Raw genomic sequence first — 13,598 nt, 5'->3', positions numbered from 1 at the left:
GTGTGCCCGCCCATGCCGTTGCCCGCGTCCACGACCACCTTCAGCGGACGCACCGACGACAGGTCCACCAAAGAACGCAGGTGCTCCGCATAACCCTTGAGGGTGTCCTGCTCCGTGACCGATCCCGGCACCGTGCCCCCCGGGACCTCCGGAGCGCCCGCGTCCAGCCAGCCCTCCACCAGGGAGCGGATCTGCGACAGACCCGTGTCCTGGCCCACCGGCGCCGCACCCGCACGGCACATCTTGATCCCGTTGTACTGCGCCGGATTGTGCGACGCCGTGAACATCGCACCCGGCAGACCCATCGACCCCGACGCGTAATACAGCTGATCCGTCGAACACAGACCGATCAACGTCACATCCACCCCACGCGCCGCCGCACCCCGCGCGAACGCCTGCGACAGACCCGGCGACGACGGACGCATGTCATGCCCCACCACGATCGCCGAGCCACCCACGACCTCGACGAAAGCAGCACCGAACAGCTCCGCCAGCGACTCGTCCCACTCGTCCGGCACAACGCCACGCACGTCATACGCCTTGACGATGNACGAAAGCAGCACCGAACAGCTCCGCCAGCGACTCGTCCCACTCGTCCGGCACAACGCCACGCACGTCATACGCCTTGACGATGTTCGAAAGATCTGCGGCCACTGCCTGCCCTCCTGAGGTTCTGTGCGGTTCGGCAAACCTACCCTGAACCGGCAGCGGCACCGCAGATGACCCGAGGTCAGGAATCCGGCGATCGGAGGACGCGCAGGTGTCCGCGGCGCGTCTCGCCGGTGGACTGGCCGCCCTTGCCGGCTCCGCCGGACCCGGGCGCCCGGCCCGGCGGGCGGGCCGCTTCGCGAACGGCGTTGGCCAGGGCTTCGAGGTCGTCGCCGCTGGGGCGCGACGGACCGGACCCGTCCGACAGCCGGACGACCTCCCAGCCCCGCGGGGCGGTCAGGCGTTCCGAGTGCTCGGCGCACAGGTCGTAGCAGTGGGGTTCGGCGTATGTGGCGAGCGGGCCGAGAACTGCGGTCGAATCGGCGTAGACGTACGTCAGTGTCGCGACGGCAGGGCGGCCGCACGCGGTGCGCGAACAGCGACGTACAAGGCTCACGACGTTGGACGGTACCGCACTCTTGACCGGGCCGCGACGACTCCACCGCTGCTCGCTCCCCCGTGTCGTGCTCGGAGCTACCCTGCGGGGGTGACGGACAGCCCTCTGCCCCCTTGCCCCGCCGAGCCCCCCGCGGGGGTCCCCGTCGAACCCAGAACGCGTCGGCGGGACCGGCACGGGCGCGGGATGCGCGGTCCGCTGGCCCCTCCGCAGGTGCCGCTGGCGGCGAGCCGGGCGGAGCTGTTCGGGGATCTCGTACGGGACTCCGTGGAACGGCTGGAGCGGCGCTGGCCGCAGCTGTCGGAGGTGGAGTTCCTGGTCGGTGACGTGCCGGGGCCGCCGGGCGGTGCGGACGGCGGCTGGAACGACGAGGCGGTGCCGCTCGGTGCGGTGTCGGAGCCCCGCCAGGGACGGCCTGCCCGGATCGTGGTCTTCCGGCGGCCGGTGGAGATCCGTACGAAGACGCGCGACGAAAAGGCGATGCTGGTCCACGAGATCGTGGTGGAGCAGGTGGCGGAGCTGCTCGGCCTCACTCCGGAGACGGTGGACCCCCGCTACGGCCAGGACTGATCCGGGCGCGGCGGGGGTCCCGTCCCGTCACCTGGTCAGGACGGAGAGGTCCTGCGCGGCCCTGGGCACCGACACCGTGGAGTGGTCGTCGGACAGGCCCTGGACGGTGAACATCGCGATCCCGTCCTCCGTGAGGGACAGGGTGCGGGCCGCGTGGACCGGGCCGCCCGAGACGGTCTCGACGGTGAGGGCGTAGGAGCCCTTCCCGCCGGCCGGGGCCAGCGCGAGGGTCTGCGTGGTGCCGGCCTTGACAGTGACCTCCTGGGAGGCCGGCTCGCCGCCGCCGGTGCCCGGCGACGCCGTCACCTTGACCTTGGCGTCGGCGCTCGGGGCGGTCAGCGACAGCAGGGTGGTGTTCTGCTCGGGCCGGTTGTCGGCGACGGTCGCCCGGGTCCCGACCGGCCGGGTGGCCGGGATGAAGCCGAGCTCCTGCTTGACCCCGCTGCCGCGGACCACCCGGACCGCCGCAACCAGCGGGGCGGCCTTCTTGGGGTCCTTCGGGGTCAGCACCAGCGAGCCGGGCTCGCCGCGGGTCAGGTCCTTGAGGTCCATGACCGCCGTCATCCCCGCCTTGACGTGCAGCTGCTCGCTGCCGGCCGGGCTGATGGCGCCGCCCGGTCCGGCCAGGCGCAGCTTGAGGTCGGCGTCCTCCTCGCCGGGCACGAAGGCGACCAGCCGTACGGAGGCGGCGTCGGCCGGGATGCCGGGCAGCACCAGTGAGCCGGCCGGGTCGGTGGAGGCCGGCAGCCAGTCGGCGCCGACGTTCTCCTCGCCGACCTGGACGGAGGCGCCCACACGGCCCGCGCGGGTCGTCACGTGGGCGGTGGCGTCGGCGAGCTGGGTGGCCGGGAGGAGGGAGGAGAGCAGGACGGTCTTGGTGGACTTTGCGTCGACCCGGATGTTCTCGCCCGTGCCCGCGTCGGCCTTGGCCATGCCGTCGGGGCCGAAGAGCGTGATGTCGACGACGGCGGCCGCGTCGTCGGGGTTGGTGAGGTGGACGTAGTCCTCGCGGCCCTTGGCGGTGCTGACCCCGGGGAACCAGAAGTCGGTGCCGGGCGCGGTGCAGCCGACGCCGAGTACGCCCCGGGCCCGGCCGGCCGCGACCTTGGTGGTCAGCTGTGCCGTCCAGCCGGGGGCCAGGACCCCGTCGGCGCTTCCGGTGAGGGCGGGGGCGTCGGCCCCGTTGGCGGTGGCTCCGACGGGCTTGCCGGGCTCCTTGGGTTCCAGGACGGGTTTGGCGTCCTTGGTCGCGCCGAGCAGCCGGGCCGATCCCTTGCCCTCGCCGGCGGGGGCGCCGGGTGTGAACGACGTGTACGTGGTCTCGGCGATGTCCGAGGAGCTGGGGCCCGGGCACACCAGCAGGGACCGCTCCACCGGCATCCGGGCGGACGTGGCCGCCTTGCCGTCGGAGGATCCGCCCGTGGGCGCGGTGAGGGCGGCCGCGCCGGTGAGGGCGGCCAGTGCCGCGGCCACGGCCGCCAGCGTCAGGGGTGCGCGCTGCTTCACTGCTGGGGGCTCCCGTCGGGACGCGGGTCGTGCGGTGCGTGGACGTCGTGGGGTGGGTACTGCTCGTAGGGCTCGTAGGCGTAGGGGTACTGCTGCGGGTCCTGGCCCTGGATCTGCTGGTGCTGCTGCGGGTACGGGGCCGGGGTTCCGTAGGGGGCGCCGCCCTGCTGCTGGTCGTAGCCGGGGTACTCCTCGTACGCGTACTGCTCCTGGTGCGGCTGCTGGGGCTGCTGGGGCTGCTGGGGCTGCTGGGTTTCGTACGCGTAGCCGTCCTGGTCGCCGTAGGCCTGGTAGGCGTACGACTCCTCGCCGTAGACCGGCTGCGCGGGGATCTGCGCGTACGGGTCGGCGGCGGTCGCGGTCTCCACGGGTCCGGGTGCGGTGTCCGCCTCGGCCTCGGCGCGGAGCCTGCGGGCGCGGCGGCCCTCGCCGGCCTCGCCGGGGCCGGGCCGGGAGGCGGGCGCGGCCTCCTCCTCGGGCAGGTCGTCGTCGAGTTCGGCGCGCCGGCCGGGCAGGGCCATGACCAGCAGGACCAGGGCGAGCAGGCCCTGGGTCCAGTTCCAGGCGGTCCCCAGCAGGGAGCCCTCGTGGACGAGGTCGAGGCGGCCTCCGCCGGCGGGGAGTTCGAAGCCCTGCGCCCAGCCGTCGAGGGTTCTGGGCTTGAGCGGTGTGCCGTCGACGGTGGCCTGCCAGCCCGTGTCGGCCCGGTCGGCGATGCGCAGGACGCGGCCCGCCTCGCCGGCGGGGATCTTGGCGTGGACCTCCACGGGGCCGGCGGCGACCGGGATCGGGGCCTCGCCCTGCTTGGCGGAGACGATGACGGCGCGCGGCAGCCAGGGTTCGACGCCCCACAGCGCGGTGCCGTCCTGCTGGTGGCGGCGGCTGAGGCCCGGGGTGGCGTCGAGGACACGGCGGATGTCCTCGGGGCCGCCGGGGCGGAACATCACGAAGCGGATGGCGTAGCCGCTGAGCTGGCTGGACTGGTCGGCGCCGGAGCCGGCGACGAGGTTGGAGACGACCTTGTCGAGGCGGGGGTCGTCGCCGGTCCGGGCGGCGATCTCGGCGTCGCCGATGCGGCCGCCGGGGCCTCGGACGAGGCTGTAGGAGACCGTGGCGGGCCCGTCGACGTCGAGGAGCAGGGTGCGGGTCTGGTTGTCGTCGCCGCCGGCGTCGGCGACGAAGGCCGGTACCTGGACCGGGTCGCGGCGCTGGAGCGGTCCGTCGGCGCCGGCGAGCATCCAGGTGGCCGCGGCGATCAGCGGGCCCGCGGCCGCCGCGAGGGCGATGAGCGCGGCGACCGGCTGGCGCCAGCCGAAGTTGCGGGCGGCGACCCGGTGCTTGGCGCCGTCCGCGCCGACCGTGGCGGCCGCGAGGAGGGCGAGTCCGTAGACGAGGGTGGCCGGTCCGGCCCAGGCGGTCCGGTTGGCGAGGACCGCGAGGAGGAGGGCGGCCAGGGCGGTGGCCCAGGCGGTGCGGACGGCGAACTGCCGGTCGGCGCGGAGCAGGGCGGCCAGGGCGGCGAGGACGATGCCGACGAGGATCAGGCGGGCGCCGGTGCCGGGACCGCCGGGGCTGATGCCGAGCAGGTCCGCCGCGCCCGCGGAGCCGGCTCCGAAGGGCAGTCCGGCCTCCTGGAGGAAGCGGCCGGGGTGGGTGAGCAGGCCCAGCGACCAGGGGGCGAGGACGAGCAGGGGGATGGCGAGGACGGCGAGCAGCCGCAGCCCGTACGTCTTCCACTGGGCGCGGCGCAGGACGAGCGCGGCGGCGCCGAGGAGGGCGGCGAGCGGCCAGAGCACCGGGGTGAAGGCGGTGGCCAGGGTCAGCAGGAGCGTGCACGTCCACACCGCGCGCCGGCCGCCGCGCTGTTCGGTGGTGTTCCCGTGCTCGCCGAGGCCGAAGGCGGCGACGGCGGAGCGGGCGATGAGGGGGAGCACGACGGCGAGGACGGCGGTGCCGAGGCGGCCGCCGGCGAGGGCGCCGGTGACGGCGGGGAGGAAGGCGTAGGCGGTGGCGGCCCAGGCGCGCAGCAGCCGGGATTCGACGAGCGGGCGGGAGGCGAAGTAGGCGGTGAGGCCGGCCAGCGGGACGGATCCGACGAGCAGGAGGGTCAGGGCGGCCCGGGTGGAGCCGAACAGCAGGGTGGAGAAGGCGCCGAGGGCGGCCAGGTAGGGCGGTGCGGCGGCGGTGGAGCCGGTGCCGACGGGGTGCCAGCTGTCGGTGTGGGCGCTCCAGAGGTCGAGGCCGCTGCCGGGGGCGGGCAGCAGGGCGCCGCCCATGAGGGAGCCGCCGCCGATCAGGGCGCGGCAGGCGGCGAGGGAGACCAGAAGGAGGAGTCCGAAGAGGAAGGGTGCGGGGTTGCGCGCAATCCGCTTGAGGCGTGCGAAGCGCTCGGTCTCCTGGTAGTCGCCGTCCTCGGCGGGGGCGCTCAGGATGCTGCCGCCGCCGTGCCGGCCGGCGGGGGCGGAGTCGGTGTGGCGGTCGCCGCCGAAGTAGCCGGCGAGCTGGTCGGCGTTGGCCCGCAGGGAGGCTCCCGGCGGGGGGAAGAGCGGGCGCAGTTCGGAGGCGGGGACGGCGGGGCGGCGGCGGGCCCTGCGGGCGGCGAGGAGGCGGCCGGGTCTCAGCAGGGTGGCGAGGAGGCCGGTGATCTCGTCGACGGCCTGGCCAGGGGCCTTGCCGATGAGGTAGGCGAGAGTGCGCAGCACGGTGCCGAGGAGGACGCGCAGCAGTACGTAGGGCAGGGCGCGGCCGGAGCTGTTGGCGAGGATGGTGTAGACGGCGCCGGCCTTGTCGACGCGGTGCGGGCTCGCTGTGGTGCGGCCCGCGCAGTCGACAGTGCGGCGTTCGCGGGCGGCGGCCTCGGCGTGGCGCATGACGGCGTCGGGGGCGACGAGGACGGTGTGGCCGGCGCTCTGGGCGCGCCAGCACAGGTCGACGTCGTCGCGCATCAGGGGCAGGCGCCGGTCGAAGCCGCCGAGGTCGTCGTAGACGTCGCGGCGCACGAGCATGCCGGCGGTGGAGACGGACAGGACGGGGCGGACCTGGTCGTGCTGGCCCTGGTCCTGTTCGCGGCGGTCGAGGCCGGTCCAGCGGCGGCCGCTGCGGGCGATGGTGACGCCGGCTTCGAGGAGCTGCTTCTTGTCGTACCAGCCGCGGAGCTTGGGGCCGATGACCGCGGCGTCGGGGTTCTCGTCGGCGACGCGGAGCAGTTCGGCGAGGGCGTCCGGTTCGGGGGCGCTGTCGTCGTGGAGCAGCCAGAGCCACTGGACGGGTTCGCCGTGCGGGAGGTCGGGGAGGTCGTAGGCGTCGTCGCGCCAGGTACGGCTGACGGGGTCCCAGCCGCTGGGGCGCTTGAGGTACGGGAGGTCCTCGGGGGTGAGGATGCCGGCGGTGCGGGCGGATTCGTCGACGGCCGTGCCGAATCCGGTGCGGCGGGCGAGGTGCAGGACGTGGTCGTCACCGAGGGCTTCGGTGAGCAGCCGTGCGGACTCGTCGGCGCTGCCGGTGTCGGCGGCGACGTGGTTCTGCGCGGGGCGTTCCTGACCGAGGAGGCCGGCGAGCGTCCGGGGCAGCCAGCGGGCGCCGTCGTGGGCGACGAGGACCGCGGTGACGACGTGCCGGGGGAACTCGGGTGTGACGGGGGCCTGGTGGGAGGCCGTCGTCTGGCTGTACAGGGACATCGCGGTACGGGCCCTCCGGCCGGGGGTCCGGGGGTGGTGTGCCCTCGGAGGCTGCTGGACAGCGCCTTACCCTAACGGCTGCCAAAGCAGCGGTCCGCCTCCTGCGGGGAAGGTGCAGGAGGCGGACCGTGTGTGGTGCTCTTTGTTCGGCTGTGCGTCGTGCTCGACGCCTTGCTCGGATATCGGATATGTCGTGCGGGGTGCTGCGGGTGCCGGGCGGGTGGTGCTCCGGCGGTGTCAGACGGCTGCCTTTTTCAGGCGGCGGCGTTCGCGCTCGGACAGGCCGCCCCAGATGCCGAATCGCTCGTCGTTGGCGAGGGCGTACTCAAGGCATTCGGAGCGGACCTCACAGGCGAGGCAGACCTTCTTGGCCTCGCGGGTGGAGCCGCCCTTCTCGGGAAAGAAGGATTCGGGGTCGGTCTGGGCGCACAGGGCGCGCTCCTGCCATCCGAGCTCCTCGTCCGCTTCCTCGACCAGCAGTTCCTGAAACAGCTCGGTCATGTGCGCCCCTCGCTCTGTTGGTGCGTCCCCGTGGTCACGTCGTCACTCATAGCTACGTAACGACACGAGTGAAATTACAAGTGCGTGGCTCCGGGGCAGTCAAGCCGAGATCTGCTATTGGGCCCCTTATTCACTCTGCGGAACCAAGCCTATGCAGAAAGTGTTCATATCGCCAAAAATCGTGACACATGCCATCGGCGTCACGAGATGTCGCCTTCACCCGTTATCCACGCGTACCCCGGAAGCGGGGTTGCGATCACCCCCGAAGAGCGGCGTAGATCACATTCAGGTCACGACATGACTGAATCAGGTTTGAGTCCCGGCGCAGCGCCACCTCCCCTGCCGCGGACTGCACAAACCTTTCTCCGCGCACAGCAACCGGATGAGGTGAAACTTTTACCCCAAAGCGGACATTGGGTTGACAGCCGGACCCCGGACCCGTTCTCCTTGTTCGCATGTCAGCGCCCGCAGCCACCACCCGGACCCCCATTCGTGGGTTCCTGTGCGCTGCCCAGGTTCGCTGTTGCTGTTGCTGCTGTTGATGCCCGTGGAGCCTCGGCTCCCCAGAGCTCCGGCCCCACCCCACAGCGACCGCCAGCACGACTGACATCCGTCGAGGTACACCCCGATGAACAGCACCATCAACGCCGCCGCCGCACCCGCCGCCGTCCCCGCGACCGCACCGGCGCCCGTCGAGAGCGACCTCCAGATCGCCGGCGACATCCTCGCCGTCCAGCACCTCCTCCAGCCCGCCCGCGAACACCCGGCCACCGTCGCCGAGTTCGTCGGCCTGGCCCGCTCCATCGCCGAGGACCGCGCCTCCTGGGAGCACCTCGTCCAGTACGACGCCACCACCCGCTGGTACCACCGGCTGCGCACCGGACCCGGCTACGAGGTCTGGCTGCTCAGCTGGGTACCCGGCCAGGGAAGCGGCCTGCACGACCACGGCGCCTCCTCCGGCGTCCTGACCGTCCTGGAGGGCGAGCTCACCGAGCACACCTCGCGCGGACGCCTCACCCACCGCGCCGGCGGCCAGCGCGTCTTCGCCCCCGGCTACGCCCACGAGGTCGTCAACGACACCCTCGAAGGCGCGGTCAGCCTGCACGTCTACTTCCCCGGGCTGACCGAGATGCCGATGCACACCTGCTCCCCGGCCGAAACCGAGTCCGTCCCCGCCTGAAGCCGCGCGGCCTGCCGGTCCCGCCCGTCGCCCGGCTGACAGACTGTCCGCATGCGCATTGTTGTTCTGGCCGGCGGTATAGGCGGCGCCCGGTTCCTGTCCGGACTCAAGTCGGCGGTGCCCGACGCGGACATCACGGTCATCGGCAACACCGGTGACGACATTCACCTCTTCGGGCTCAAGGTCTGCCCGGACCTGGACACGGTGATGTACACCCTCGGCGGTGGCATCGACGAGGACCAGGGCTGGGGCCGCGCCGACGAGTCCTTCACCGTCAAGGAGGAACTCGCCGCCTACGGGGTCGGACCCACCTGGTTCGGCCTCGGCGACCGCGACTTCGCCACCCACATCGTCCGCACGCAGATGCTCGGCGCCGGATACCCGCTGAGTGCCGTCACCGAGGCCCTCTGCGACCGCTGGCAGCCCGGCGTCCGGCTGCTGCCCATGTCCGACGACCGGGTCGAGACCCACGTCGCGATCACCGAGGCCGGGACCGGCGAGCGCCGGGTGATCCACTTCCAGGAGTACTGGGTCCGGCTGCGCGCCTCGGTGGACGCGGAGGCCGTCGTACCCGTGGGGGCCGAACAGGCCAAGCCCGCGCCCGGCGTGCTGGAGGCCATCGCCGCGGCCGACGTGATCGTCCTCCCGCCGTCCAACCCGGTCGTGTCGGTCGGCACGATCCTCGCCGTGCCCGGCATCCGGGACGCCGTGGCCGCCGCCGACGCCCCCGTCGTGGGCCTGTCCCCCATCGTCGGCGGTGCACCCGTACGCGGGATGGCCGACAAGGTGCTCGCCGCGGTGGGCGTCGAGTCCACGGCCGCCGCGGTCGCCCTGCACTACGGGACCGAACTGCTCGACGGCTGGCTGGTCGACACCTCCGACGCCGACGCCGTCGCCGAGGTGGAGGCCGCCGGGATCACCTGCCGTGCGGTGCCGCTGATGATGACCGATCTGGAGGCCACCGCCGAAATGGCCCGGGCCGCGCTGGAGCTGGCGGAGGCCTCTCGGTGACGGCGGCGCCCTCGTACGAGGTGCGGGCCGTCGACGGGATACCGGAGGTCAGGCCGGGCGACGACCTGGCGAAGCTGATCACGGCGGCCGCACCCGGTCTGCGCGACGGTGACGTCCTGCTCGTCACCTCGAAGATCGTGTCCAAGGCCGAGGGCCGGATCGTGCGGGCGGACTCGCGCGAGGCCGTCATCGACGCGGAGACCGTACGGGTGGTCGCGCGCCGCGGACCCCTGCGGATCGTCGAGAACCGGCAGGGCCTGGTGATGGCCGCGGCCGGCGTGGACGCCTCCAACACCGCCCCCGGCACGGTCCTGTTGCTCCCGGAGGACCCGGACGCCTCGGCCGCGGCGATCCGTACCGGGGTCCGCGACACGCTCTCCGTGGACGTGGGCGTGGTCGTCACGGACACCTTCGGGCGGCCGTGGCGCAACGGGCTGACGGACGTGGCCATCGGCTCCGCCGGTGTACGGGTCCTGGACGACCTGCGCGGCGGCACCGACACCCACGGCAATCCGCTGAGCGCGACGGTGGTGGCGACGGCGGACGAGCTCGCCGCCGCCGGCGACCTGGTCAAGGGCAAGGCGGCCGGCCTGCCGGTGGCCGTCGTACGGGGCCTGGCGCACGTCCTGGGCGAGGGCGCCTCGGCGCGGGACCTGGTGCGGGCGCCGGCCGACGACATGTTCCGGCTGGGGACCTCGGAGGCGGTACGGGAGGCCGTCACGCAGCGCCGCACCGTACGGGCCTTCACGGCGGAGCCGGTGGACCCGGGCGCGGTGCGGCGGGCGGTGGCCGCCGCCGTGACGGCCCCGGCCCCGCACCACACGACGCCGTGGCGGTTCGTGCTGCTGGAGTCCGAGGCCTCGCGGGTGCGGCTGCTGGACGCGATGCGGGACGCGTGGATCGCGGACCTGCGCTCGGACGGCAGGTCCGAGGAGTCCATCGCCAAGCGGGTACGGCGCGGGGACGTGCTGCGGGCTGCCCCGTACCTGGTGGTGCCGTGCCTGGTGACGGACGGCGCGCACCACTACGGACATGCCCGGCGGGACGCCGCGGAGCGGGAGATGTTCGTGGTGGCAATGGGCGCGGGCGTGCAGAACCTGCTGGTCGCGCTGGCCGGTGAGCGGCTGGGGTCGGCGTGGGTGTCCTCGACGATGTTCTGCCGGGACGTGGTGCGGGAGGTGCTGGACCTGCCGTCGGACTGGGACCCGATGGGGACGGTGGCGGTCGGCCACCCGGCGGCGGCCCCGCCCGAGCGGCCGGGCCGCTCGCCGGAGGACTTCGTAGAGGTCCGCTGACGGACCGCCTGCGGCGGGCCCGCCGGGCCTGGGCGCCCGGCCGGAACGGGCTGGTTCCTTTCACCGAAGGAGCACCGGTCAGGCCCGCAGTGTCCGGTGCCATGGGGTCTCCCACCCCCTAGAAGCGGCCGATGTCGCTGCGGTACATGCGGGGGGCGCGGCGGGGTGGGGTGCGGCCCGCGAGGAGGATGAGGCGGGCCGCGCGGTGGCGCTGGCCCGCGTACGGGGCGAGGAGTTCCAGCATGGCGGCGTCGTCGGCGTCGCGGTCGTCGGCGAGGGCGTAGCCGATGATGCCGGGCAGGTGCAGGTCACCGGTGGTGACGGCGTCGGGGTGGCCGTTGCTGCGCTGGAGGGTCTCGGCGGAGGTCCACGGGCCGATGCCGGGGACGGCCTCCAGGCGCCGCGCGGCCTCGGGCAGGTCCATGGCCGCGGCCTCCTCCAGGCGGTTCGCGACGCGGACGGCCCGGACGATGGTGTCGGAACGCTTGGCGTCGACCCCGGCCCGGTGCCAGTCCCAGGACGGGATCAACGCCCAGGTGCGGGGGTCGGGCATGACGTACAGGTCCTGCCCGTGGGCGCCGGGTGCGGGCTCGCCGTACTGCCGCACCAGGCGCCGCCAGGCCCGGTAGGCCTCGTCGGCGGTGACCTTCTGCTCCAGGACCGTGGGGATCAGGGACTCCAGCACCAGGCCGGTACGGGTCAGGCGCAGGCCGGGGCGGCGGCGGTGGCTGGTGTGCACGAGGCGATGGCGGGGGACGAAGACCGCCGGATCGTCGCCCGCGCCGAGGAGGGCGGGCAGGCGGTCGAGGAGCCATGCGGTGCCGGGGCCCCAGGCCTCGGCGTCGATGTCCGTGCCGGAGCGGGAGACACGGAGGGTGGCGGGCCCGTCGGGGGTCCGGGTGGCACGCCAGACGGAGCCGTCGGGTGTGGTGCGGAACGTGGGGTCGCCGGGGCCGCGGCGCAGCGGGCCGAGGGTGAGGCCGAGGTCGACGGGGCCGTCGGGGGTCCAGCGGCGTGCCGCTCCCCCGCCGCCGGCGCGGCTTCCCCGCCCCGGCGGCACGGCGGTGCGTCCGCCGCGCACGACGGTCCGGTTGAGGGGTTCGAAGCGGCCGGCCATGGATCGAGCGTAGCCCGCCCGCCGAAACCCGAGCCCGCGCCCGCCCACCGGCCGGGCCGAAGGCCGGAGGCCGGTGGCCGGGGCCGGAGGCCAGGGTCGTGGCCCGGGGCCGGGGCCGGAGGCCCATGGCCGGGCTGGTGGGCTGTGGCCCGGACCGGGGGCCACGGGGTCGTGGCCCGGGGCCGCGGGGGCCACGGGGTCGGGCGGGGCCCGCCGCCCCGGCCCGCCGCCGGAGGCTACGGGCGGCCCTGGAGTCTGGCCGAGGAGGTGCGGGTCGTGGGGAGCTTGCCGTACAGCTTCTTGCCGGGGCACTCCGTCGCGAAGCCGTCGCGGTGGCCCGAGATGACGTTCATCGAGACGTTCCGGCCCTTCGGGTAGCGGTTGCCGCCGCCCGACTTCAGGGTGGTCTTCGCGCGCGGGTCCCGGCCGAAGAGGCCGAGCTTCCAGGCGGTGAGGCGGGCGACCGCGTCGACGGCGGCGGCCGGGGGCGCGGACGAGGTGAAGGTGCCGAGCACCGCCACGCCCATGCTGTCCGTGTTGAAGCCCATGGTGTGCGCGCCGAGGACCGGCCTGGAGACGCCGCCCGCGCGGCCCTCGTACACCGTGCCGCACTTGTCGACGGCGAAGTTGTAGCCGAAGTCGCGCCAGCCGCTGCTGACCACGTGGTAGCGGTACAGGCTGCGCAGGACCGCCGGGGCGTCCTTGCAGGCGTAGTTGTTGCCGGAGGCGCTGTGGTGGACGAACGCCGCCTTCACGGTGTTCGTGTAGGCGAAGGCCTTCTCGCGCAGGGACTCGTCCGCGCCCCACCCCTTGCGGGTGACGATCCGCGGGCGCGGGCCGATGTACGGGGCGGCCGCCGCGGTCAGTTCGCCGTCGCCGGCGAAGACGGCGTCGGCGGTGGAGTCGGCCTTGTTCAGCTCGGTGATCTCGTTCGCGCCGAGCGGGGCGTGCGGCACGTTGACCGCGGATGCCTCGGCCATCTGCATGGTCAGGCCGGGCGCGACCATCTCGCCCTTGTCGTCGGCCGGGCCGCTGTTCTTGCCGTCGCCGGCCCCGGCGGGCGTGGCCGCGCCGGGGTCGACGAGTTCGATGCGCATGCCCGAGGGCAGCCGGGAGCCGGCGCGGGTGGCCGGGGCGCCCAGTTCCGCCTCGACGCGGACCTCCACGCCGTCGGACTCGCCGACCCACAGCGGGGCGGTGGCGCCGCGGACCCGGCCGGAGTCGCGCTCCACCGCGTCGGGGTCGGCCGCGTGCTCGCTGTTGTGGACCTCGACGTCCTGCCAGCCGGACCAGGTGGCGGTCCGGACGGAGCGGGTACGGACCTGGACGCGGCCGTTGAGCTGGCTGGTGACGTCGTCCCAGACGACGCCGACCATCGAGAACGTCCTGACCTCACGGGCGGCCAGGCCCTGCGTCTCGGGACCGTGGGGCGAGGCGCTCATTCCGGGGACGCCGGGAGTGCGGTCCGCCGCGGGTCCCAGGGGGCCGAGCGGCAGCGACTGGGTGGAACCGGCCGGGGTCACGGGGACGGTTTCGGCGAGTGCTGGAGTCGGGAGCGCGAGGGGCAGGGCCAGTACGGCGGCCGTCGCGACGCCGATCGAGGAAGCAAGGAATCCACGCATGAAAAGGATGGTGG

The 13,598-nt window shown here is 74.0% G+C and carries 10 protein-coding genes and 1 pseudogene; 4 read left to right on the top strand and 7 right to left on the bottom strand.

Going from position 1 to position 13,598, the window contains the following annotated elements:
- Both AAT21_RS40070 and AAT21_RS23920 read right to left on the bottom strand, forming a co-directional pair.
- A pseudogene (locus AAT21_RS40070) lies at positions 1-549 on the bottom strand (phosphohexomutase domain-containing protein); the annotation flags it as partial.
- 181 nt (positions 550-730) lie between these two features.
- Positions 731-1,105, bottom strand: coding sequence for a DUF3499 domain-containing protein (locus AAT21_RS23920; protein WP_046778970.1), 375 nt, complete (start codon positions 1,103-1,105; stop codon positions 731-733).
- A gap of 90 nt (positions 1,106-1,195) precedes the next feature.
- Here AAT21_RS23920 and AAT21_RS23915 point away from each other — a divergent pair, with 90 nt between their 5' ends.
- Positions 1,196-1,675 carry a metallopeptidase family protein gene (locus AAT21_RS23915; protein WP_079025913.1) on the top strand — a complete coding sequence of 160 codons (480 nt, stop codon included), beginning with the start codon at positions 1,196-1,198 and terminating at the stop codon, positions 1,673-1,675.
- Positions 1,676-1,702: 27 nt separating this feature from the next.
- Here the strand turns inward: AAT21_RS23915 and AAT21_RS23910 are convergent, their stop codons facing one another.
- The 3 genes from AAT21_RS23910 to AAT21_RS23900 form a co-directional block, all read right to left on the bottom strand.
- Positions 1,703-3,181: a DUF5719 family protein gene (locus AAT21_RS23910; RefSeq protein ID WP_046778968.1), complete on the bottom strand. Its 1,479-nt coding sequence runs from the start codon at positions 3,179-3,181 to the stop codon at positions 1,703-1,705.
- Complete coding sequence (locus AAT21_RS23905; protein ID WP_046778967.1) at positions 3,178-6,858, bottom strand: glycosyltransferase family 2 protein; 3,681 nt, start codon at positions 6,856-6,858, stop codon at positions 3,178-3,180. Before AAT21_RS23905 ends, AAT21_RS23910 begins: the two co-directional genes overlap by 4 nt.
- 237 nt (positions 6,859-7,095) lie before the next feature.
- Complete coding sequence (locus AAT21_RS23900) at positions 7,096-7,359, bottom strand: WhiB family transcriptional regulator (protein ID WP_003983763.1); 264 nt, start codon at positions 7,357-7,359, stop codon at positions 7,096-7,098.
- A 628-nt stretch (positions 7,360-7,987) separates the two neighbouring features.
- Between AAT21_RS23900 and AAT21_RS23895 the strand changes: the two genes are divergently transcribed.
- Genes AAT21_RS23895 through AAT21_RS23885 form a run of 3 tightly spaced genes read left to right on the top strand, consistent with a single transcriptional unit; the run spans position 7,988 to position 10,845 of the window.
- Positions 7,988-8,539 carry a cysteine dioxygenase gene (locus tag AAT21_RS23895; RefSeq protein ID WP_079025912.1) on the top strand — a complete coding sequence of 184 codons (552 nt, stop codon included), beginning with the start codon at positions 7,988-7,990 and terminating at the stop codon, positions 8,537-8,539.
- Positions 8,540-8,590: 51 nt separating this feature from the next.
- Positions 8,591-9,550, top strand: coding sequence for a 2-phospho-L-lactate transferase (gene cofD / locus AAT21_RS23890; protein WP_046778966.1), 960 nt, complete (start codon positions 8,591-8,593; stop codon positions 9,548-9,550).
- Positions 9,547-10,845, top strand: a complete 1,299-nt coding sequence (locus AAT21_RS23885) for a coenzyme F420-0:L-glutamate ligase (protein ID WP_046778965.1) — start codon at positions 9,547-9,549, stop codon at positions 10,843-10,845. The genes cofD and AAT21_RS23885 overlap by 4 nt, the downstream gene beginning before the upstream one ends.
- A 118-nt stretch (positions 10,846-10,963) precedes the next feature.
- On the opposite strand, the gene AAT21_RS23880 is transcribed toward AAT21_RS23885, so the two are convergent.
- Positions 10,964-11,962, bottom strand: a complete 999-nt coding sequence (locus AAT21_RS23880) for a DNA-3-methyladenine glycosylase family protein (protein ID WP_046778964.1) — start codon at positions 11,960-11,962, stop codon at positions 10,964-10,966.
- Positions 11,963-12,198: 236 nt separating this feature from the next.
- Positions 12,199-13,584, bottom strand: coding sequence for a peptidoglycan recognition protein family protein (locus AAT21_RS23875; RefSeq protein WP_046779058.1), 1,386 nt, complete (start codon positions 13,582-13,584; stop codon positions 12,199-12,201).
- Between the last annotated feature and the right edge of the window lie 14 nt (positions 13,585-13,598).

It is taken from the genome of Streptomyces yangpuensis (assembly GCF_001005295.1).
Classification (GTDB): Bacteria; Actinomycetota; Actinomycetes; order Streptomycetales; family Streptomycetaceae; genus Streptomyces; species Streptomyces yangpuensis.
This window is presented reverse-complemented; position numbering and strand designations above follow the sequence as displayed.